The following is a 21,706-nucleotide window of genomic DNA, read 5'->3' as shown; positions in this document are numbered from 1 at the left end:
CCTGCCCTCCGACCTCGAACTGAACGTTATGTACCTAAAGCACGTTATGTACCAAACGTGACGACGATCACACCAGCGGTGCATGCTCGCTGCCATGAGCACAACCACCGCGCGAAAACGAGACCATACCCACTGGCTGTACATCGCGGTGATTATCGCGGTGCTAGCGGGCATTCTCGTCGGCAGGCTGGCACCGGAGTTCGGTCAGTCACTGGCGCCGCTGGGTACCCTGTTCGTGAATCTGATCAAGATGATGATCGCGCCGGTCATCTTCTGCACCATCGTGCTCGGCATCGGTTCGGTACGGGCGGCGGCCACCGTCGGCAAGGTCGGTGGTCTGGCCATCGCCTACTTCCTCGCCATGTCGACGGCTGCGCTCGGTATCGGTCTGGTGGTCGGCAACCTGATCGAACCCGGGTCCGGACTCGGCGCGGCCAAGCCCGGTGCGGGCGCCAAGTACGCCGAGCAGGCGCACGGTGCGGGTGGTACCTGGGACTTCATCCAGAACATCGTGCCGACCACGCTGGTGTCCTCGCTGACGGCGGGCAGCGTGCTGCAGGCGCTGTTCGTCGCACTGCTCGTCGGATTCGCGGTGCAGGCCATGGGCGCGGCGGGCGAGCCGATCCTGCGGGCGGTGTCGCTCGGGCAGAAGCTCGTGTTCCGGATCCTGTCGATGATCCTGTGGCTGGCACCGATCGGCGCGTTCGGTGCGATCGCCAATGTCGTCGGGCGCACCGGCTGGTCGGCGGTCGTGGAGCTGGCGACGCTGATGATCGCGTTCTACCTGACGTGCCTGGTGTTCGTCTTCGGTGTGCTCGGCGCGGTACTGCGGATCGTGTCGGGTGTGTCGATCCTGAAGTTGTGCCGGTACCTGGCCCGGGAGTACCTGCTGATCGTGGCGACCTCGTCGTCGGAGTCGGCGCTGCCACGGCTGATCGCCAAAATGGAGCACGCCGGTGTGGAGAAGACCACGGTCGGTGTCGTCGTGCCGACCGGATACTCGTTCAACCTCGACGGCACGGCCATCTACCTGACGATGGCCTCGATCTTCATCGCCGACGCCCTCGGTCAGCCGCTGAGTCTCGGCGAGCAGATCGGCCTGCTGCTGTTCATGATCATCGCGTCCAAGGGCGCGGCGGGCGTCACCGGTGCGGGCCTGGCGACGCTGGCGGGCGGTCTGCAGAGCCACCGCCCCGAACTCCTCGACGGTGTGGGCCTGATCGTCGGCATCGACCGGTTCATGTCCGAAGCCCGTGCGCTGACCAACTTCTCGGGCAACGCCGTCGCCACCCTGCTCATCGGCACCTGGACCAAAACCGTCGACGCCGACCGCACCCGCCGCGTACTCGACCGCGAACTCCCCTTCGACGAGGAGACCATGGTCGACGACGATCACAGCGCCCCCGAAGCCAAGCCCGCCACCGAGCCTGCCCCTGTCGCGGTTCAGTAGAACAGCGGACCGGCCCCGCCGCGACGCGGAGCAGGTCCGCGGTCGGGCACCCCGACGCGCACACGAATCGCGGTGCGGGCCCCCTGCAGAGGTGACGCGGCACTCGGCCGCGGGCGCGGATTCGCCGCGTAGGTTGGAGAGAAAGTCGGTCGGCGAAGGGACGGCGATGGCCGAAGTCGTAGTGGTCGGGTCGGGGCCGAACGGGCTCGCCGCGGCGGTGATCGCCGCACGCGCCGGGCTCTCGGTGCGGGTGCTCGAGGCACAGGATGAGCCGGGTGGTGGTTCACGCACCGCCGAGCTGACCCTGCCGGGCTTCCATCACGATGTGTGCGCGGGCGCGCACCCCATGGCCTTGGCCTCACCGTTCTTTCGGGCGTTCGACCTCGCCGCACACGGTGTGGAACTGCTCGCGCCCACCGTCTCCTACGCGCACCCGCTCGACGGCGGTGTCGCCGGACTGGCCTGGCGCAATCTCGAATCCACGGTCGCCGATCTCGGCCGCGACGGTCCGGCCTGGCGTTCGCTGTTCGCCCCGCTGGTCGAACACTGGCCCGCGGTGGTGGAGCTGGCCATGTCGGACCTGCGGCACCCGCCGCTGAACGTCCCGACGGGTGTGCGATTCGGGCTGCGGGTGCTCGAACAGGCATCACCGCTGTGGAACAACCGTTTTCACGAGGACGCGGCCCCCGCCATGCTCACCGGTGTGGCCACCCACGCCATCACCCAGCCGCGCGCCATTCCCGCCGTCGGCGCCGGACTGCTGCTCGGCACCCTTGCCCACGCGGGTGGCTGGGTGATCCCGCGCGGCGGCAGCCAGGCCATCCCCGACGCGTTGATCGCGGAGCTGGAACGCCTTGGCGGCGAGGTGGTCACCGGTCATCGCGTCGACGATTTCGCCGAACTCGCCACCGCCCGCGCCGTCCTGTTCGACACCTCACCCGCCGAACTGCTGCGCATCGCGGGTGACCGCCTGCCCGAGCGCTACCGCAACAGCCTCGGCCGTTTCCGCTACGGCGGGGCGGCGTGCAAGGTCGACTTCGCCCTGTCGGGCCCGGTGCCGTGGACCGCGCCCGGCGCCGACCTGGCAGGCACCCTGCACCTGATCGGCACCCGCGCCGAGGCGATGCAGGCCGAAAAGCAGATCGCCGCAGGACGATTCGCCGACCGCCCGTACGTGCTCGCCATTCAGCCCGGCGTCGTCGACAGCACCCGCGCCCCCGAGGGCAAGCACACCTTCTATACCTACGCCCACGTTCCCAACGGATCCGATCGCGATATCAGCGAGGACGTGATCGCCCAGGTGGAACGCTTCGCTCCCGGATTCCGCGACCTCGTTCTCGCCAAGCATGTTCGCCCCGCCGCGTTCATGCCCGCCCACAATGCCAACTACATCGGCGGCGATATCTCCGCGGGCGCGATGACCCTGCGCCAGACCGTGTTCCGGCCCCTGGCCCGCTGGAACCCGTATGCCACCCCGATTCCCGGCACCTATCTGTGTTCGTCGTCGACGTCCCCCGGCCCCGGCGTGCACGGCATGTCCGGACTACACGCGACACACCACATGTTGCGCACCCGGTTCGGCATCGTCACCGACCCACTCGACCTGTTGCGCGGTGAGGAACCCGCCTATCGGTGACTGCCGGTGGCACCGGCCTTCTCGGGCCGAAACACGTCGGGCTCGAGATAGACCGTGCGCACGCTCGGCGCCGCCTCGCGGATGCGGGCGTCGGCGGCGTCGATCGCGGCACCGACGCGGCTGATGTCGAGTTCGGGCTGCATGGCGATCTTGGCGTTCACCAGCAGGTCCTCCGGACCGAGGTACTGCGTCTGCAGGCGAAGCACCCGCACGATGCGCGGATCGGCGAGCAGCGCGTCGCGGATGGCCCGGTCCTCGGCGGCGGTGGCGCCCTCACCGATGATCAGGCTCTTGGTCTCCACGATCAGCACGATGGCGTTGAAGCCGAGCAGCAGGCCGATGAGCAGCGTGCCGATGCCGTCCCACACTCCGTTGCCGGTGAGCACCGTCAGCCCGACACCGGCCAACGCGAACATCAACCCCACCAGTGCGCCCAGGTCTTCCAGCAGCACCACCGGCAGCTCGGGATTGCGGCTGTTGCGGATGAAATGCCACCAGGAGTGCTTGCCCTTCAACGGCTCCGATTCCCGGCGCGCGGTGCGGAAACTGAAGCCCTCGAGCAGCATCGACACCAGCAGAATCACGATCGCGACCCCGGGCGACTCGAGTTCGTGCGGGAACCGGATCTTGTGCACCGCCTCGTTCAGCGCGAACAGGCAGCCCATCGTGAACAGCACGAGCGCAACGACGAACGAATAGAAGTACCGGTTGCGGGTGTAACCGAAGGGATGAAGCACGTCGGGCGCCTGCTCGGCCCGGTTGCGGCCGACGAGCAGCAGCGCTTCGTTGCCGGTGTCGGCCACCGAGTGCACGGCCTCGGCCAGCATGGACGACGAGCCCGTGATGAACGCACCGATGAACTTCGCGACCATGATCCCGGCGTTCGCGCCGAGCGCGGCCAGGATCGCGATCTTGCTGTCTCCACCTTCAGCGGCCATACCGGGGCACGCTACCGTCCTCGCCGACGCATGCCCCCGACCCCAGGCCGTGTCTACTTCGCCTGTCGGTACAGGTCGGGCTCGAGGTAGATCAGACGGGCGAACGGGACCGCGGTGCGAACGCGCGTCTCGGCGGCATCGATGGCCTCGGCGATATCGGAGATCCCGAGGCCGGGTGCGATGGCCACCTTCGCGGCGACGAGCATTTCCTCCGGACCGATGTACTCGGACTTGAGGTGGATGACGGAGGTGATCTTCTCGCCGTCGATCAGGTTGTCGCGGATGGCGCGATCCTGTTCGGGGGTGGCGCCCTCACCGATGAGCAGGCTCTTCATCTCGATGATGAGCACCACCGCGATGATGCCGAGCAGCACGCCGATGCACAGGGTGCCGATGCCGTCGTAGACGGGATCGTCGGTGATCATGGTGAGTCCGACCGCGCCGAAGGCCAGGATCAGACCGATCAGGGCGCCGGTGTCCTCGAGCAGCACCACCGGCAGCTCCGGGCTGCGGGAGGTGCGGATGAACCGCCACCAGCCGGCGTCACCCTTGAGCGGGCGCGACTCGCGCACCGCGGTGATGAAACTGAACGTCTCGAGGCCGATCGCGATACCGAGGATGACGATCGCGACGATCGGCTGACTCAGTTCCTCGGGATGCTGGATCTTGTGGATGCCCTCGTAGATCGCGTACACCGAGCCGAGGGTGAACAGCACCAGCGCCACGACGAACGAGTAGAAGTACCGGTTGCGCCCGTAGCCGAACTGGTGCAGTTCGTCGGCGTCCTTCGCCGCGGCACGCTGACCGAACAGCAGCAGACCCTGATTGGAGGTGTCGGCCACCGAGTGCACCGCCTCGGCCAGCATCGACGCCGATCCGGTGATCGCCGCGCCGACGAACTTGGCCACCGCGATCCCCGCATTGGCCGTCAATGCGGCGATGATCGCCTTCTTGCCGCCACCAGCCGACATCTTGTCCCCGTCCTCCCGCTTCGCCGAACACGCTTTGCTCGCAACAGCCTAAGGGGAGTGGCGCGAAAAGTTCGCCCCGACGCTAGTTCCCGTCGCCCACGCAGGCGCTGAACAGCTGCGCGGCACCGCCGAGTGCTCGCGCGCGGATGTCGGTGTCGGCCGCCGAGATCCAGGCGGCGCTGCCCGGCGCCAAGATGAGTTCGCGCCCGTCGTGACGCAATTCGATCGTTCCGTGCGTGCACAGCACGATGCCGGGTCCGGCGTCGGCGAGGGCGACGGGTTCGGCATCGGGCGCCAGATCGAACCGGCACAGCGCGAATTCGGGAGCCGGGGTCTGGTAGCGGACGCTGCCGTCGGGACCGGGTTCGGGCTCGATCACCGGCAGGTCGATCGGTTCGAAGTCGAGCACGCGCAGCAACTCCGGCACGTCGACATGCTTGGGGGTGAGCCCGCCGCGCAGCACATTGTCGGAGTTGGCCATGATCTCCACACCGACGCCGCGCAGGTAGGCGTGCAGATTTCCGGCCGCGAGGAACAGGCCCTGCCCCGGTTCGAGGGTGAGTCGATTGAGCAGCAGCGCGGCGAGCACCCCGGCGTCACCGGGGTACACCTCGGCCAGTTCCAGCGCGGTGCGGACCTCGGCGGTGAACTCGCGTGGCCCGGTGCCCGACAGGTACCGCACGCATCCCTCGAGCACCGTGGGCAGCAGGGTGGCGAGGGCGGCGGGCGGCAGGGTGATCCAGGTGGTGAACAGCGTGCGCAGGCCCGCCGAATCGGGTTGGGCGGCAAGCAGTTCGGCGTACACGCTGAGGCCGGGCACGTTCAGGGCGCGCAGCAGGTCGACGGTGCGCTGCGGGTTGCGGAAACCGGCCAGCGCCTCGAAACGCTCCAGCGCGACGACCAGTTCGGGCTTGTGGCTGTCGTCGCGGTAGTTGCGCAGCGGCGAGTCGAGCGGCACACCGACACGGTTCTCCCGCTGGAAACCGGCAAGCGCCTGCGCCGAACTCGGATGCGCCTGCAGCGACAGCGGTTCCTCCGCCGCGAGAATCTTCAGCAGGAACGGCAGCCGAGGACCGAAACCTTCGGCGACCGGGCCCAATTCGCGCACCGGATCGGCGGCGAGTACCTCGAGCAGCGAACGCGAACTGCCGTTGGACTTCACGTGCGCGGGGTCGGCGGGGTGCGCGCCGAACCACAGTTCGGCCTCCGGATGCGCCGAGGGCACCGGCCTGCCACACAACCGAGCGAGCGCGGTGCGCGATCCCCATGCGTAAGAACGCAGCGCACCAACGAGTTCCTGCACTAGTAGCGTCCCCCGTCGTGATATCGGGCCTGGTCGCTCGCGGCCGCACCGTGCGAGCCGAGGCGAAGGTAGGCCGCGGCCATGTCGAGCCGCAGCGCGAGCACCGCCAGTTGCACGAGCTCACTGCCGTGCCCGCCCCCTGCGGCGGACGTGGCGGTCGCGCTCTCCGCGGACGGTTCCGAGCCGGGTTCGGCGAGCTGGGACTGGAGTACGTCGACATCGGCGTGCACGAGATCGGCGTCGACGAGCCCGCCGCCCGCACCCTCGAACACGGCCAGCTTGCGGCGCGCGGCCGCCTGATCGGGGTGCACGCTGAGGGCGAGCACACGTACCCGGTCGACCGGGGCCGGACCGTCGAGTTCCTCGTCGTGGAACAGCGGATCGAAACCGGGCGCGGCGCCACCGGCCGCCTGGGCGAGCCTGCCGACGGCGGCGACCGTGTCGGCCAGGTCGGCCGCCGAGGCCAGCTTGCCCGCCGACTGCAGCAGCACCTCGGTGCCGTGCCCGGCCAGTTCGACCGCGGCGGGGGAGTCGCCTGCCAGGACGACGCCGACGCCGTGCATGCGGGTCGCGAGGGTCTTGGCCGGGTTGTGGAACACCTCGTTGTGCGGTCCGTCGCGCAGGGCCTCGGCGTCGAGCACGTCGGCGAGCGCGGTCAGATCGGGTGTGGCGGGGACACTGCGCTGGGCGTCGATACCGCGCAGCACCGCGATGCCGACGGCGAGGAAACGCAGCAGCCGGTTGTGGTCGAGCACGGGCACGCGGGGTTCGAGCACGATCGCGCGACCGGCGGCGACCGCCCGCAGCGGGCCCTCGTTGGGGGCGGCGATCACCACTTCGGCACTGCGTCGCACGGCCCGGTCGACGGCGTCGATCAGGCGCGGGTCGCCCGCGTCGTCGCCGGCGACGAGGACCACGTCTAGCGGTCCGACCCACGGCGGGAGCGCGGTGACGGGCACGATCGGCAGTCCGGCACGGTCACCGAGGGTGGCGACCAGCAGTCCGGCTGCCCGGGCGGCGCGACCCGAACCGGTGACGAGCACCAGGCTGCGCGCCCGCAATTCCGACAGCCGTTCGATCAGGGAGGTCTCGGCGACCGCGGCGGCGGTCGCCCGCACCTGGGCACCGCCCGAGGCCGCCGATCGTAAGAAGCCGCCGGTGTCGGCCGCCTCGAGCGACGCGGCATCATCGAGGTCGAAGACCGGTGTTCCAGCGATCATCGCCGAGTCCACCTCCCCTCATCGCGCTGTGTGCTCCACGGCCGTCTGGTTTCCATGTTCCCAGTCAGGCGCGGTCGATGTTCAGGATCTCGGTATCGAACAGAGCCGTTGGACTCGTTCGGCCGGTTCCTGTTCATGTGGTTCCGCATCCTGGTTTCCATGTTCCCAGTCAGGCGCGGACGATGCTCAGGATCTCGGTCACGAGTGCGTTTACTTCGGCCTGCGATCCGGCCTCGACGTTGAGCCGGAGCAGGGGTTCGGTGTTGGAGGCGCGCAGGTTGAACCAGGCGTGGTCGCCGAGGTCGACGGTGACGCCGTCGAGGCGGTCCACCGACACGGTGCGATCGGCGAAGGCCGCGAGCACGGCGGCGGTGCGGTCGGCGGCGTCGGCGACGGTCGAGTTGATCTCGCCCGAGGCCGCGTACACGTCGTAGGCGGCCATCAGTTCCGACACCGGCCGGTCGCCCTCACCGAGTGCGGCGAGCACGTGCAGCGCGGCGAGCATGCCCGAGTCGGCACCCCAGAAGTCGCGGAAGTAGTAGTGCGCGGAGTGCTCGCCACCGAACACCGCGCCGGTGGCGGCCATCTCCTGCTTGATGAACGAATGGCCGACCCGCGTGCGCACCGGCTTGCCACCGAGTTCCTCGACCAGCTCGGGCACCGCCCGGGAGGTGATGAGGTTGTGGATGACGGTCGACCCCGGTTCCTTGGCCAGCTCGCGCTGCGCGACCAAAGCCGTGATCGCCGACGGTGACACCGGCTCGCCCCGTTCGTCGACGACGAAGCAACGGTCGGCGTCGCCGTCGAAGGCCAGACCGATGTCGGCGCCGCTCGAGCGCACCAGCGCCTGCAGGTCGACCAGGTTCTTCGGGTCGAGGGGGTTGGCCTCGTGGTTGGGGAAGGAGCCGTCGAGCTCGAAGTACAGCGGCACGATGGTGACGGGTCCGAGCGTTCCGAGCACAGCGGGGACGGTGTGCCCGCCCATGCCGTTGCCCGCGTCGACCGCGATGGTGAGCGGGCGGACCTCGTCGAGATTCACCAGCTTCCGCAGGAAGCTCGCGTAGTCGGCGAGCAGGTCGACGGTCGAGGCGGAACCGGGCGCACCGTCGTAGGCGGGCACACCGGCAACGACCTCGGCGGCGATGGTGGCGAGGCCGCTGTCCTGACCGACCGGCAGCGCGTTGGCCCGGCACAGCTTGATGCCGTTGTACTTGGCGGGGTTGTGGCTGGCGGTGAACATGGCGCCGGGACAGCCGAGCCTGCCGGAGGCGAAGTACAGCTGATCGGTGGAGGCGAGCCCGATGTGCACCACGTCGAGGCCCTGATTCTGCACGCCCTGGGCGAACGCTTCGGCCAGCTCGGGGGAGGACTCACGCATGTCGTGACCGATGACCACGCGCTCGGCGCCTTCGGCACGCATCAACCGGGCGAAAGAGGCGCCGACATCGCGGACGAACCCGGCGTCGATCTGCTCGCCCACCACCCCGCGGACGTCATAAGCCTTGATCACGGCGTTCACGAGTTCGCCAGAGCGCGCGAGGGTCGTCATGCCGCAAAGCCTAGCTCACCCGCCTCCCCGGGTCTTTTGGCCAGACTCCGGTGCGGGGGAGGTGTCGTTGGCGGCCAGACTTGGGTGGGGTGCCGGGTTTGCTCGTGCCCGGTGAGTTACCCATGTGCTCACCTGCTGCCCGCGGGACTCGTGGTCGGACTCAGGTGTGGGGAACGAGGCGTTGGCGGGCAAACCGAGCGGCACGTGGCCCGGAGTCGCAACGCCGGATCTCGCAAGCACATGGGTGACTCCCCGGCACGGGCTCCGGCGACCCGGCACGGGAGTCTGGCCGCCAACGCAGGTCTCCCCGCACCCGAGTCCGGCCAGAGTCGCGGGGAGGCGGAACTGCCTACGGGTCGGGGAGGACTCGTAGGTGGCCGCGGCGGCCGGTGCGGGTTTGGCGGGGGGCCGGGGTGGCGGTGTCGCGGTAGCCGGGCTGGTCGGGTTCGGCGGGGCGGCGGCGTAGGCCTGCTTCGCGAACGGCTTCGGCCAGGGCGGTCAGATCGTCGTCGTCGGGGGTGCTGGAGGAGAAGCCGCCCTCGTGACGCACCAGTTCCCAGCCCTTGGGGGCGGTGATGCGGCAGGCGTGGGTTTCGCACAGATCCCAGGAATGCGGTTCGGCGACGGTGGCCAGGGGTCCGACGACGGCGGTCGAGTCGGAGTACACATACGTCAGCGTCGCTACAGCCGGGTTCTTGCAGCCGGGTCGGCAGCAACGACGCATAGGGATCACGACGTCGAGATTAACCCTCCCGCCCACAAAAGTGGATACGGACACGCGGTGACGAGGGCGTCGTTCTCGCGCGCCGCTACTCCGGTTCGGGGTCGATCAGGTCGGGATCGACACCCAAGTAGGTCGCGATCTGCTGCACCAGCACCTCGCGCAACAGCTCGACGAGATCGTCGGGATCGGCGGCGCGCAGCTCGAGCGGCTTACGGAACAGCACCACGCGCGCGCGGGTGGCGGCACCGTGCCGGTCGACGCCCGCGGGGATGAGCCGGGAAAGCGGGACCGGCCCGTCGGCGACGACCTCGTCCGGCCAGGTGACCGAATCGGGATGCAGCGGACGGATTTTCGGCACGTCGTCGACGGCGATGTCGAGTTTGGTCAGCCGGTCGTGCCAGCGGGTGTCCAGCGGTGCGAAGGCCTCGAGCACCAGCCGGTCGAATTTCTGCCCGCGCGTGCGCCAGGCGGGCACCGTCGGCGGGAGCATGGGGCCACGGACACCGCGACCGCGGCGGGTCACCGAACGAGCGGTCGGCGCCGGAAGATGTCGCCGGGAACGTGCCATGGGTACTTCGCCTCTCTCGCCTGACCGGTAAACGGGCGTTCGCCCGGAGACACCGACGTACTGCGCCTGCGTGGCTCCGGGCCAGGCCTGGAGAGTCTACTTTCGAACAGTCACTTATCCGATTCCGCGCTTCAGCCTGCGACGCTCTCGTTCCGAGAGACCGCCCCAGATGCCGAAACGTTCGTCATGCGCCAGCGCGTATTCCAGGCACTGGTCACGCACTTCACAGCCCAAGCAGATGCGCTTGGCCTCACGGGTCGAGCCGCCCTTCTCGGGGAAGAACGCCTCGGGGTCGGTCTGAGCGCAGAGGGCACGTTCCTGCCACTGCTCTTCGATCGACTCGAACATTTCGTCGAAGCCCGTGACGACCAGACTCAGCCGGGGGGCCGCGACTTCGCTTGCCGCGTCCGGTTCCGGCCAGCTCGTTTCAGCGCAGACAGCGTGAGCTGCGCCTGCTGTGGAATCGGTCGGCGAGACCAGGTTTTCGGTCATCGTTCCGCCTCCTCACTATGTGTTAGCGCAGAATGATTTCCGTCGGACCAACTAGAACCCCGACGGCCCAACACCGCGACGTAGTCTCGCGGGCTTCCCCGAGCCTGCCTTCCGGCGCGCCGGCACCCTCTCGCAAACGCCCCCGCGCTATGTCTTCTCGCGGTGACCGGAATGACATGTCTGTGATTAGACACGCCGCACTTGCCGGTGGTCAACCCGCCGTCACCCTTCCGTTACACTCCGGACCCGCCTTTCGTGTTGATCTTGTTATGTGCCGTGGCAAATGACCAGCAACTTTGTTCTTCAGCACGGGGAAACAACCCGGCAACCGGCACCACATAGGCTGTCTCCCTGTGACTGCACAACACGCGGTGCGCGAGCCCAAGATCGCCGTTCTCGTCGGTGGTGTCGGGGGTGCACGGTTCCTCCTCGGCGTCAGGCAGCTGCTGCCCGACGCTGATATCTCGGCCATCGTCAACGTCGGTGACGACGTCTGGATGCACGGCCTTCGCATCTGTCCCGACCTCGACACCTGCATGTACACCCTCGGTGGTGGCATCGATCCCGAACGTGGCTGGGGCCACGCGAACGAGACCTGGCACGCCAAGGAGGAACTGGCGAAATACAACGCCAAGCCCGATTGGTTCGGGCTCGGCGATCGCGATATCGCCACTCACCTCATTCGCACCGAGATGTTGCGCGCCGGATTTCCGCTGTCCGCGGTCACCGAAGCGCTGTGCAATCGGTGGCAGCCGGGCGTGAAACTCATTCCGGCAACCGACGACCGCTGCGAAACCCACGTGGTGGTCAGCGATCCCGACAATGCTGGCGAACGTCGCGCGATCCACTTCCAGGAATGGTGGGTGCGGTACCGCGCGGCGCTTCCGACACACGGATTTGCCTCGATCGGCGCCGAACAAGCCTCTCCCGCACCAAATGTGACCGAGATCATAGCGGCGGCTGACGCCGTGTTGCTCGCCCCGTCCAACCCCGTCGTGAGCATCGGATCGATCCTCGCCGTGCCCGGTATCCGTGGCGCGTTGCGCACCACCGAAGCCAAGGTCGTCGGCCTGTCTCCCGTGATCGATGGAAAGCCGTTGCGCGGCATGGCCGATGAGTGCCTGAAGGTGATCGGGGTGGATTCGACGGCCGAAGGGGTCGGCAGGCATTACGGCGCCCGCTCGGCCACCGGCATACTCGACGGCTGGCTCGTCCACTCCACCGACACCGCCGAGGTGCCCGGCGTGGAGGTGCGCAGCGTGCCGCTGCTCATGTCCGATCCCGAGGCGACGGCCGAAATGGCCCGTGCCGCACTCGAACTGGCGGGAGTGAAGGCGTGAGCACACCGACCGACCACGCGGCGGGCGAACTGCGCATCCTGCCGGTCACCGGTCTGCCGGAGTTCCGGCCCGGCGACGACATCGCCGAACACCTTGTGGCACAGGCGCCCTGGCTCGCCGACGGTGACATCCTCGTGGTGACGAGCAAGATCGTGTCCAAGGCCGAGGGCCGCATCGTCGCCGCCCCGACCGACCCGGAGGAACGCGACACCGCCCGCCGCAAGCTGGTCGACGCCGAGGCGGTGCGGGTGCTCGCGCGCAAAGGCCGCACCCTCATCACCGAGAACCGGCTCGGCATCGTGCAGGCCGCCTCCGGTGTCGACGGCTCCAATGTGGCCGAGGGCGAATTGGTGCTGCTCCCGGTGGATCCCGACGCCAGCGCCAAAGCGCTGCGCGCGGCCGTCGCCCAGCGGCTCGGCGTCGACGTGGCCGTGGTCGTCACCGACACGATGGGCCGCGCCTGGCGCAACGGTCAGATCGACGCGGCCATCGGCTCGGCCGGCCTGCGCGTGCTGCACGACTACGCGGGCGCGGTCGACGGGCAGGGCAATGAACTACACGTCACCCAGGTGGCCGTCGCCGACGAACTCGCCGCTGCCGCCGACCTGGTGAAGGGCAAGCTCGGCGCGGTGCCGGTCGCGGTGGTTCGCGGCCTGCCGACCGTGGACGACGGCTCCAACGCGGCGGCGCTGCTGCGCGGCGGGGTAGACGACCTGTTCTGGCTCGGCACCGCCGAGGCGATCGAGCTCGGCCGCAAACAGGCTGTGCCCCTTCGTCGTTCGGTGCGCGCGTTCAGCGACGAACCGGTCGACCCGGAACGGCTCAGGGCCGCGGTCGCCGCCGGTCTCACCGCCCCGGCGCCGCATCACACCCGGCCCGTGCGCTTCGTCTGGTTGCGTGATCGCGACGTGCGCGCCCGGCTGCTCGCCGCCATGGCCGACAAGTGGCGTGCCGATCTCGCGGCCGACGGACTCGACCCGGAGCGGATCGAACGTCGCGTCGCGCGCGGGCAGATCCTGGTCGACGCGCCGGAGGTGGTGATCCCGTTCTGCGTGCCCGACGGCGCGCACGACTATCCGGACGCGCGTCGCCAAGCGGCCGAGCAGACGATGTTCACCGTTGCCGTCGGTGCCGCCGTGCAGGGTCTGCTCGTGGCGCTGGCCGCCGACGGTCTCGGCAGCTGCTGGATCGGCTCGACGATCTTCGCGCCGGAGGTGACCCGAGATGTCCTCGGTCTCGCGGCCGACTGGAACCCGTTGGGCGCCATCGCCATCGGGCATCCACTGCAGACGCCCGAGCCGCGGACGGTCGGCGAACCGGGTCCTGGCCTGGTCGAACTGTGAGCCGGGCGGTTGATAGCGCGCGGCTACTGCCGGCGAGCCTCGACCGGCACGGCACTGCGCTCGGCGGTGACAACGCGCCGCCCGGAGCGGCTCGGTGCGGCCGGCCGAGACGGCGCCTGCCCGATGCGGAGGCACTGTCATGAGCGCTGAATCCCTGCACGCCTCGGCCACCGAACTCCTCACCGCCTGGAAACCACCCACCGACGCGGATTCCTCACTGCGCGAAGCGATGCTGGCGTTTCTCGGGTCGGCACCGCGCGGCTGTCTGCGCGAGCACGCGCCCGGCCACATCACCGCTTCGGCGATCGTGTTGTCGCACGACCGCCGCGAGGTGCTGCTCACCCTGCATCCGCGCGTGGGTCGCTGGATCCAGTTGGGCGGCCACTGCGAACCCGGTGACGACACCGTCGCCGACGCCGCGCTGCGCGAGGCCGTCGAGGAATCCGGTATTCCCGATCTGTCGCCGGTGCCCGGGCTGTACGGCGCGCAGGCGCATCCGATCACCTGTTCGCTCGGTGTGCCGACTCGTCATCTGGACCTGTTGTTCGAGGTCATCGCGCCCCCCGGTGCGGTCCCGGTGCGCAGCGCCGAATCCACCGATCTGCGGTGGTGGCCGGTCGACGGGCTACCACCTGGCGCCGACGTGGCGCTGAAAGCCTGACCCCTCGCTGACCGGCGATCGTGGCGGCCGCATCCGAACGGATGCGGCCGCCTTTTCCGTTATCTCCCCGTTACCCACTTTACAAATTCGCAAATTTGTCTAGACACCGACCGGGCGAGCGGCCTATCGTCTGTGACAGAGAGTTACGCACATCACAGTTGTGAGATGTGCCTCAGGATGGAGACAACGATGTCCACCGACGCCAACCCGTCCGAACGGACGGCAGCGCCGCCGCAATGGCGCGATTCCAAGCGATATCTGTGGCTGTGGGGCCTGTTCGCCCCCACCGGACTGTTCACGATCGCGATCCCCATGATCTGGGGCCTCAACCAGCTCGGCTGGCACCGGCTGGCCGAAGTGCCGTTCTGGCTCGGCCCGGTGCTGGTCTACATCGTGATCCCGCTGGCCGACCTGTTCTTCGGCCCGGACGGCGACAACCCGCCCGACGAGGTCATGGAACAGCTGGAGAACGACAAGTACTACCGCTACCTGACCTACCTGTACCTGCCGTTCCAGTACGCCTCGCTGATCTTCGCCTGCTACATCATCACCGCCGACAACCTGCACTGGCTCGGCTTCCCCGGCGGCGCCAACGTGGTCGACAAGATCGGCATCGCGATCAGCGTCGGCATGATCGGCGGCATCGGGATCAACACCGCGCACGAATTGGGCCACAAGAAGGTCGAATTGGAGCGCTGGCTCTCGCGCATCGCGCTGGCCCAGTCGTTCTACGGGCACTTCTACATCGAGCACAACCGTGGTCACCACGTGCGGGTCGCCACCCCGCAGGACCCGGCGAGTTCGCGTCTCGGTGAGACCTTCTGGGCCTTCTGGCCGCGCACCGTCTGGGGCAGCCTGCGCTCGGCCTGGCACCTCGAGAAGGAACGGCTCGCCCGCCTGGACAAGGGCCCGTGGACGCTGCGCAACGACGTGCTCAACGCCTGGGCCATGTCGGTGGTGCTGTGGCTCGGGCTGATCCTGGCCTTCGGTATCGAGGTGCTGCCGTACCTGATCCTGCAGGCGGTGATCGGCTTCAGCCTGCTCGAGTCGGTGAACTACCTCGAGCACTACGGCCTGGTCCGGCAGAAGACGCCGAGCGGGCGCTACGAGCGGCCCGCCCCCGAACACAGCTGGAACAGCGACCACCTGGTCACCAACATCTTCCTCTACCACCTGCAGCGCCACAGCGACCATCACGCCTACCCGACCCGTCGCTACCAGACGCTGCGTAGCTGGGACGGCGCACCGAACCTGCCGAGCGGTTACGCCAGCATGATCCTGCTGAGCTACTTCCCGCCGATCTGGCGCAAGGTGATGGACAAGCGGTTGCTCGCGCACTACGGCGGCGATGTCACCTTGGCCAATATCGAGCCCAAGCGCCGCGAGCAGGTGCTGGCGAAGTACGGAACGGAGGCGCCGTGAGTGCGTACAAATGCCCCGTCTGTGATTATGTCTACGACGAAACCGAAGGTGCTCCGCGCGAAGGTTTTCCGGCAGGTACCCCGTGGTCGGCGGTGCCGGACGACTGGTGCTGTCCGGACTGCGGAGTGCGGGAGAAGATCGATTTCGAGGCGGTAGGAGTAGCGCGATGACCGAATACAAGCTCTACCAGTGCGCCCAGTGCGGATTCGAATACGACGAAGCGCAGGGCTGGCCCGACGACGGCATCGCCCCCGGCACCCGCTGGGACGACATCCCCGACGACTGGACCTGTCCGGACTGCGGTGCCCGCAAATCCGATTTCTTCATGGTCGAGATCGAACGTTCGTGAGCGTGGCGCGCTCACGTGCGCGCCCGCCGTACCAGGAGGCCGCGCGCGAACTACTGCGCACCTCGGTCCTGGACTCCATGCGCGAGCTGCTCACCGAACGGGACTGGTCCAAGATCACCCTCGGTGACGTGGCCGCCAGGGCCGGGGTGAGCAGGCAGACGCTCTACAACGAGTTCGGGTCGCGCGCGGGCCTTTCCCAGTCCTACGCGCTGCGCCTGGCCGACTCCCTCGTCGACCAGGTGCGCGACGCGATCCATCGGCACGTCGGCGACGCGCGCGAGTCCATCCGCGACGGCATGACCGGCTTCTTCTTCGCCGCCGCGGCCGACCCGCTCGTCCGATCGCTGCTCGCCGGGGAGATGAAGCCTGATCTGCTGCGGCTCATCACCCTCGACGCGGGCCCCCTCCTCGAACACGCCACCGCGCGCCTTGCCGACGTCTTCCAGCACAGCTGGGTGAACGCGACCGACACCGAAGCCGATGTCCTCGCGCACGCGCTGGTCCGCATCGCGCTGAGTTATATCCCCAATCCGCCGGTCCCCGAACGCGACGCACCCGCCGAGATGGCGGCGTTGCTGAGTCCCTATGTGGAGGCGATTGTTCAGGCACGTGGTATTCGCCCCTAGACGGAGTGGGACGGATCACTATAAGGGGTGATCAGCTCTTATTCGCGGTGATGTAACCATCACCACGTTTGAGGAGTGGCCGCTGTGTAACGTGCCCCTGGTCTGTCAGTATTCACATCCGTCGGCAGTTGGTCTTTTTGTAGCGGAGCGGGTGTGCAAACGGTTGGCAAACCGGGGGGTTTTCGTGATCCCAAACGGTATCTCTGGGCTCTCGGGCTGATCGCGCCGGCGTGCGCGCTGCTGCCCTCCCAGCTCGTGTACCGCACCGGCGCCGAAGCGTTCTGGTGGATCGGTCCCGTCATCGTGCTGATCGCGATCCCCGTCCTGGACTGGATCGTCGGCGAGGACGGCAACAACCCACGCGACGAGGACTACGAGGCGCTCTCGCGGGACCGCTACTACCGCTGGTGCACCTATCTGTTCCTGCCCATCCAGCTCATCGGCCTGCTGCTGGCCTGCGCGATGTGGGCGGGCAACGACCTCGACGTCGTCGACAAGCTCGGCCTGGCCACCACGGTCGGCTTCGTCAGCGGCATCGGCATCAACGCCGCCCACGAATTGGGCCACCGGGTGGAGCGTGCTGAAAGATTGCTGTCGAAGATCGCGCTCGCCCAGTCGGGGTACGGGCACTTCTTCGTCGAACACAACCGCGGCCATCACGCGCGGGTCGCGACACCCGAGGATCCGGCGAGTGCCCGCATGGGTGAGTCGCTGTGGGAGTTCTTGCCGCGCAGCGTGATCGGCGGCTTCCGCTCCGCCGTTCAGCTGGAGCGCGCACGCCTGGCCAGGAAGGGTCTGCGCTGGTGGAACCCCGGCAATCAGATCCTGCAGGCATGGTCGATGTCGGTGCTGCTGTTCGGTTCGCTGGTGCTGGTCTTCGGGCTCGCGATCGTGCCCTGGCTGGCGCTGCAGGCGGTGATCGGGGTGATGCTGCTCGAGACCGTCAACTACGTCGAGCACTACGGACTGCTGCGCGCGCGTAAGCCCAACGGCCGCTACGAACGCTGCTCCCCGCGTGACAGCTGGAACTCCGATCGCCTGGTCACCAACATCTTCCTGTTCCATCTGCAGCGTCACAGCGACCACCACGCCAACCCCGGCCGCCGCTACCAGACCCTGCGCAGCACCAGTGAGTCACCGCAACTGCCCGCCGGGTACGCGACCATGATCCTGCTCGCGGCCGTCCCACCCCTGTGGCGTGCGGTGATGGACCCCCGGGTGGCCGCCCATTACGGCGGCGATCTCAGCCTGGCGAACGTGGCGCCGGTCAAACAGCGACGGTTGCTGGCCAGATACCGCGCGGCCGCCTGACTCCGACCTGGGCGGAGGCGGGAACAGGGGCGGCCGCAGACGGTAGCCTTGCCTGCGTGACGACCTCAGAACTCTCCCCGCGCACCGAGCTCACCGCTGACGTCCGCAACGGCATCGATTACAAGGTGGCAGATCTGTCGCTGGCCGAATTCGGCCGCAAAGAGATCCGCTTGGCCGAGCACGAGATGCCGGGCCTGATGGCGCTGCGCCGTGAATACCACGACGTGCAGCCGCTGAAGGGCGCCCGTATCTCCGGTTCCCTGCACATGACGGTGCAGACCGCTGTCCTGATCGAAACGCTTGTCGACCTCGGCGCGCAGGTTCGCTGGGCGTCGTGCAACATCTTCTCCACCCAGGACCACGCCGCCGCGGCGGTCGTCGTCGGGCCGCACGGCACCGTCGAGGAGCCCAAGGGTGTGCCGGTCTTCGCGTGGAAGGGCGAGACCCTCGAGGAGTACTGGTGGGCGGCCGAGCAGATGCTCACCTGGCCGGGCGAGCCCGCCAACATGATTCTCGACGACGGTGGTGACGCCACCATGCTCGTGCTGCGCGGCGCGCAGTTCGAGAAGGCGGGCGTGGTCCCGCCCGCCGACGAGGAGCACTCCGCCGAGTACACGGTGTTTTTGAACCTGCTGCGCGAGAGCCTCGAGCGCGACAAGACCAAATGGGGCACCATCGCCGACTCGGTCAAGGGCGTCACCGAGGAGACCACCACCGGTGTGCTTCGCCTCTACCAGTTCGCCGCCGCCGGTGAGCTGGTGTTCCCGGCGATCAACGTCAACGACTCGGTCACCAAGTCCAAGTTCGACAACAAGTACGGCACCCGCCACTCGCTCATCGACGGCATCAACCGCGGCACCGATGTGCTCATCGGTGGCAAGAAGGTGCTGATCTGCGGTTACGGCGACGTCGGCAAGGGCTGTGCGGAGTCGCTGGCCGGTCAGGGCGCGCGCGTGCAGGTCACCGAGATCGACCCGATCAACGCGCTGCAGGCGCTGATGGACGGCTACGACGTGGTCACCGTGGAGCAGGCGATCGGCGACGCCGACATCGTCATCACCTCCACCGGCAACAAGGACATCATCACTCTCGACCACATGAAGGCGATGAAGGATCACTCGATCCTCGGCAACATCGGCCACTTCGACAACGAGATCGATATGGCCGCCCTCGAGCGCTCGGGCGCCACCCGGATCAACATCAAGCCGCAGGTCGACGAGTGGACCTTCGAATCGGGTAAGTCGATCATCGTGCTGTCGGAGGGCCGCCTGCTCAACCTGGGCAACGCCACCGGCCACCCCTCGTTCGTCATGTCGAACAGCTTCTCCAACCAGGTCATCGCCCAGATCGAGCTGTGGACCAAGCCGCAGGAGTACGACAACGAGGTCTACCGCCTGCCCAAGCACCTCGACGAGAAGGTCGCCAAGATCCACGTCGAGGCCCTCGGCGGCACCCTGACCAAGCTCACCAAGGATCAGGCCGAATACATCGGCGTGGACGTGGAAGGCCCGTACAAGCCGGACCACTACCGCTACTGAGTCGACACCCGGTGGCCCGTCGACCGTTCCGGTCGGCGGGCCACCGTCGTCTCTACCCCAGCGGTGGAGTGTTGCAGATGTGGATGCCGTCGGCGTCGCTGATGCTGATCAGGCCGCACAGCAGGGCGCCGGCGAGGTCGCTGGATCCGGTCGAGGCGGCGGTGTCGTTGCTGCCGGTCAACAGGGCCGGGCCGGAACCCGTGGTGACCAGGCCGGTGACCAGTCGACTCAGGTCGGTCGAGCCGACGGCGTCGCCGGCGATCGGTGCGGCGGTGGCAGGCCCGCACGTTACGGCGGTTATAGCGGCGAAGACTCCCGCTGCGAGGGCAAGTGTGCGTGTGTTCATGATTGGCCGTTCGATCGCTGGTCGGTTGATTCGTCGACTGTCGTAGTCGGGTGAGCGTCGCGACAGACCGCAGTTTTCGGGGGTACGGCCCGCGCTGGCCACAGGCCGCACCCGAAAGGTCAGCTCAGCAGCAAGCAGAGGGGGAGAGGTACGACGACTTCCAGCAGGAGGCAGCCTGCCAGTTCGGCCGAGCCGCGGGCGGCCGAACCCGCGGCGGCGGAGCCCGCAGATGCGGAGCCGGAGAGCAGGCCTGGGTGGCTGTGGTGACCGTGGCGGATCGGGTCGACGGGCGCGGCCGAGGCGGTGCCCGCGCCGGCGAGGGCGAGTCCGAGAGCCGTGGCGGCGACGGCGGTGTGCAGGGCGATGCGTGAGCGCATGGTGACTCCTGGGTAGAACAGACTTTGAAATGAAAACACCTCACAATCTCGGAATGGGCCGGAATCGCCGGAGCGGCTCGTGTCGAAGGGCGTGGCATGCGGCGCGGTAATCTCACGGCATGGGTGTGTTGATCGCGGTGGAAGGGCTCGACGGGGCGGGTAAGCGCACGCTCATCGACGGGCTCGTCGACGAACTGTCCGCGAAAGGACTTCGCGCGGGCAGTCTCGCCTTTCCGCGATACGGCCGATCGATACACGCCGACCTCGCGGCCGAGGCATTGCGCGGGGCGCACGGCGATCTCGCCGCTTCGATCCACGCCATGGCGATCATGTTCGCCCTGGATCGCGCCGACGCCAGCGCGGAGCTGTCGAACCTGTTGGACGCCAACGACATCGTGATCCTCGATCGCTGGGTCGCCTCCAACGCCGCCTATTCCGCGGCTCGCGCCGTGCAGGACGCCGACGGCGAAATCGTCGCCTGGATGGGCGATCTGGAATACGGCAGGCTCGGGCTCCCGGTGCCCGACCTCACCGTGCTCATCGATGTCGGCACCGAGGTGGCCGCCGAACGTGCCCGTCGCCGTGGCGAACTCGACACCGCGCGCGCCCTCGACGCCTACGAGAAGGACAGCGGTCTACAGCAGCGCACCGGCGAGGTCTATCGTGAACTGGCCGACCGCGATTGGTTCGGCCGGTGGTGGACATACCGATCCGAACACGACCGGCCTGCCCTCCTCACTGTGTGCACGGAAATTCTTGCCGGATAAGGTTGGATAAGCGACGGGTTCACACCATTAATGGCGTGGCGGCCCGATCCTGGCCTGGAAGATGACAACATAGGATTATGAAGCCCAAGATTCTGGTCGTCGACGACGATATGGCACTCGCTGAGATGCTGACCATCGTCTTGCGCGGGGAAGGGTTCGACCCGCACGTGGTCGGCGACGGCACGCAGGCCCTGTCGGCGGTGCGGGAGATCCGCCCCGACCTGGTTTTGCTGGACCTGATGCTGCCCGGCATGAACGGCATCGACGTATGCCGCGTGCTACGGGCCGATTCCGGCGTTCCGATCGTGATGCTCACCGCCAAGACCGACACCGTCGATGTGGTCCTCGGTCTCGAGTCCGGTGCCGACGATTACATCGTCAAGCCGTTCAAGCCCAAGGAACTCGTCGCCCGCGTGCGTGCGCGCCTGCGTCGCACCGAGGACGAACCGGCCGAGCTGCTCTCGATCGCCGACATCGTCATCGACGTGCCCGCGCACAAGGTGACCCGCGGTGGCACGCAGATCTCGCTCACCCCACTGGAGTTCGACCTGCTGGTGGCGCTCGCGCGCAAACCGCGTCAGGTGTTCACCCGCGAGGTGCTGCTCGAACAGGTGTGGGGTTACCGGCACGCCGCCGACACCCGCCTGGTGAACGTGCACGTGCAGCGGCTGCGCGCCAAGGTCGAGAAGGATCCGGAAAACCCCGAGATCGTGCTCACTGTGCGCGGCGTCGGATACAAGGCCGGACCGCCGTGATCGGTCGCTGTGAGGCGCCG

23 protein-coding genes are annotated in these 21,706 nt (G+C 68.0%); 13 read left to right on the top strand and 10 right to left on the bottom strand.

The annotated features are described in order from the left end of the window. Window positions 1-94 precede the first annotated feature (94 nt). Together AB0I35_RS12265 and AB0I35_RS12260 are read left to right on the top strand one after the other, a co-directional pair. Window positions 95-1,450, top strand: coding sequence for a cation:dicarboxylase symporter family transporter (locus AB0I35_RS12265; RefSeq protein WP_357395834.1), 1,356 nt, complete (start codon window positions 95-97; stop codon window positions 1,448-1,450). A 166-nt stretch (window positions 1,451-1,616) separates the two neighbouring features. Then, entirely contained in the window at window positions 1,617-3,086 is a 1,470-nt protein-coding gene (locus AB0I35_RS12260; RefSeq protein WP_357395833.1) for an NAD(P)/FAD-dependent oxidoreductase, read from the top strand. Here AB0I35_RS12260 and AB0I35_RS12255 read toward each other — a convergent pair. From AB0I35_RS12255 to AB0I35_RS12220, 8 genes are all read right to left on the bottom strand, one after another. Next, entirely contained in the window at window positions 3,077-4,024 is a 948-nt protein-coding gene (locus AB0I35_RS12255; RefSeq protein WP_067637479.1) for a cation diffusion facilitator family transporter, read from the bottom strand. The genes AB0I35_RS12260 and AB0I35_RS12255 overlap by 10 nt on opposite strands. 53 nt (window positions 4,025-4,077) lie before the next feature. Beyond that, complete coding sequence (locus tag AB0I35_RS12250; RefSeq protein WP_357395832.1) at window positions 4,078-4,995, bottom strand: cation diffusion facilitator family transporter; 918 nt, start codon at window positions 4,993-4,995, stop codon at window positions 4,078-4,080. Window positions 4,996-5,077: 82 nt separating this feature from the next. After that, window positions 5,078-6,298 (bottom strand): mannose-6-phosphate isomerase, class I, encoded by a 1,221-nt coding sequence (manA, locus tag AB0I35_RS12245; RefSeq protein WP_357395831.1) that lies wholly within the window; start codon window positions 6,296-6,298, stop codon window positions 5,078-5,080. Next, the gene (locus AB0I35_RS12240) at window positions 6,298-7,518 is read right to left on the bottom strand and encodes a tobH protein (RefSeq protein ID WP_357395830.1); all 1,221 of its coding nucleotides are present in this window, start codon (window positions 7,516-7,518) and stop codon (window positions 6,298-6,300) included. The genes manA and AB0I35_RS12240 overlap by 1 nt, the downstream gene beginning before the upstream one ends. Before the next feature lie 169 nt (window positions 7,519-7,687). Beyond that, the gene (locus tag AB0I35_RS12235; protein ID WP_357395829.1) at window positions 7,688-9,067 is read right to left on the bottom strand and encodes a phosphomannomutase/phosphoglucomutase; all 1,380 of its coding nucleotides are present in this window, start codon (window positions 9,065-9,067) and stop codon (window positions 7,688-7,690) included. 349 nt (window positions 9,068-9,416) lie between these two features. Next, window positions 9,417-9,791 carry a DUF3499 domain-containing protein gene (locus AB0I35_RS12230; protein ID WP_067491375.1) on the bottom strand — a complete coding sequence of 125 codons (375 nt, stop codon included), beginning with the start codon at window positions 9,789-9,791 and terminating at the stop codon, window positions 9,417-9,419. A gap of 85 nt (window positions 9,792-9,876) precedes the next feature. After that, window positions 9,877-10,359: a metallopeptidase family protein gene (locus tag AB0I35_RS12225; protein WP_201449895.1), complete on the bottom strand. Its 483-nt coding sequence runs from the start codon at window positions 10,357-10,359 to the stop codon at window positions 9,877-9,879. A gap of 114 nt (window positions 10,360-10,473) precedes the next feature. Continuing rightward, window positions 10,474-10,707 carry a WhiB family transcriptional regulator gene (locus tag AB0I35_RS12220; RefSeq protein WP_133733920.1) on the bottom strand — a complete coding sequence of 78 codons (234 nt, stop codon included), beginning with the start codon at window positions 10,705-10,707 and terminating at the stop codon, window positions 10,474-10,476. A 515-nt stretch (window positions 10,708-11,222) separates the two neighbouring features. Between AB0I35_RS12220 and cofD the strand changes: the two genes are divergently transcribed. From cofD to ahcY, 9 genes are all read left to right on the top strand, one after another. After that, complete coding sequence (gene cofD / locus AB0I35_RS12215; RefSeq protein WP_357395949.1) at window positions 11,223-12,191, top strand: 2-phospho-L-lactate transferase; 969 nt, start codon at window positions 11,223-11,225, stop codon at window positions 12,189-12,191. Beyond that, a complete protein-coding gene (locus AB0I35_RS12210) occupies window positions 12,188-13,534 on the top strand; it encodes a coenzyme F420-0:L-glutamate ligase (RefSeq protein WP_357395828.1) in 1,347 nt (448 codons plus the stop codon). The genes cofD and AB0I35_RS12210 overlap by 4 nt, the downstream gene beginning before the upstream one ends. Window positions 13,535-13,673: 139 nt before the next feature. Next, window positions 13,674-14,195: an NUDIX domain-containing protein gene (locus AB0I35_RS12205; protein WP_357395827.1), complete on the top strand. Its 522-nt coding sequence runs from the start codon at window positions 13,674-13,676 to the stop codon at window positions 14,193-14,195. Between the two features lie 189 nt (window positions 14,196-14,384). Next, entirely contained in the window at window positions 14,385-15,617 is a 1,233-nt protein-coding gene (locus AB0I35_RS12200) for an alkane 1-monooxygenase (protein ID WP_357395826.1), read from the top strand. Continuing rightward, entirely contained in the window at window positions 15,614-15,787 is a 174-nt protein-coding gene (locus AB0I35_RS12195) for a rubredoxin (RefSeq protein ID WP_357395825.1), read from the top strand. Before AB0I35_RS12200 ends, AB0I35_RS12195 begins: the two co-directional genes overlap by 4 nt. Next, complete coding sequence (locus AB0I35_RS12190; RefSeq protein ID WP_067491380.1) at window positions 15,784-15,966, top strand: rubredoxin; 183 nt, start codon at window positions 15,784-15,786, stop codon at window positions 15,964-15,966. Before AB0I35_RS12195 ends, AB0I35_RS12190 begins: the two co-directional genes overlap by 4 nt. A gap of 2 nt (window positions 15,967-15,968) precedes the next feature. Continuing rightward, the gene (locus tag AB0I35_RS12185) at window positions 15,969-16,592 is read left to right on the top strand and encodes a TetR family transcriptional regulator (protein WP_357395824.1); all 624 of its coding nucleotides are present in this window, start codon (window positions 15,969-15,971) and stop codon (window positions 16,590-16,592) included. Between the two features lie 153 nt (window positions 16,593-16,745). Beyond that, complete coding sequence (locus AB0I35_RS12180; protein ID WP_357395823.1) at window positions 16,746-17,903, top strand: alkane 1-monooxygenase; 1,158 nt, start codon at window positions 16,746-16,748, stop codon at window positions 17,901-17,903. Window positions 17,904-17,959: 56 nt separating this feature from the next. Then, on the top strand, window positions 17,960-19,441 hold the full coding sequence (gene ahcY / locus AB0I35_RS12175) for an adenosylhomocysteinase (RefSeq protein ID WP_357395822.1): 1,482 nt from the start codon (window positions 17,960-17,962) through the stop codon (window positions 19,439-19,441). Between the two features lie 52 nt (window positions 19,442-19,493). Here the strand turns inward: ahcY and AB0I35_RS12170 are convergent, their stop codons facing one another. Beyond that, the gene (locus tag AB0I35_RS12170; protein WP_357395821.1) at window positions 19,494-19,787 is read right to left on the bottom strand and encodes a hypothetical protein; all 294 of its coding nucleotides are present in this window, start codon (window positions 19,785-19,787) and stop codon (window positions 19,494-19,496) included. Between the two features lie 119 nt (window positions 19,788-19,906). Then, window positions 19,907-20,164 (bottom strand): hypothetical protein, encoded by a 258-nt coding sequence (locus AB0I35_RS12165; RefSeq protein WP_357395820.1) that lies wholly within the window; start codon window positions 20,162-20,164, stop codon window positions 19,907-19,909. Window positions 20,165-20,283: 119 nt separating this feature from the next. Here AB0I35_RS12165 and AB0I35_RS12160 point away from each other — a divergent pair, with 119 nt between their 5' ends. After that, window positions 20,284-20,931, top strand: a complete 648-nt coding sequence (locus tag AB0I35_RS12160; protein WP_357395819.1) for a dTMP kinase — start codon at window positions 20,284-20,286, stop codon at window positions 20,929-20,931. A 77-nt stretch (window positions 20,932-21,008) separates the two neighbouring features. Further along, window positions 21,009-21,686: an MtrAB system response regulator MtrA gene (mtrA, locus tag AB0I35_RS12155; protein WP_067491393.1), complete on the top strand. Its 678-nt coding sequence runs from the start codon at window positions 21,009-21,011 to the stop codon at window positions 21,684-21,686. Window positions 21,687-21,706 lie beyond the last annotated feature (20 nt).

The sequence above is a fragment of the Nocardia sp. NPDC050378 genome, assembly GCF_040655675.1.
Classification (GTDB): domain Bacteria; phylum Actinomycetota; class Actinomycetes; order Mycobacteriales; family Mycobacteriaceae; genus Nocardia; species Nocardia coubleae.
Note: the sequence above shows the minus strand (reverse complement) of the source record. Positions and strands in the feature narration are given on the sequence as shown.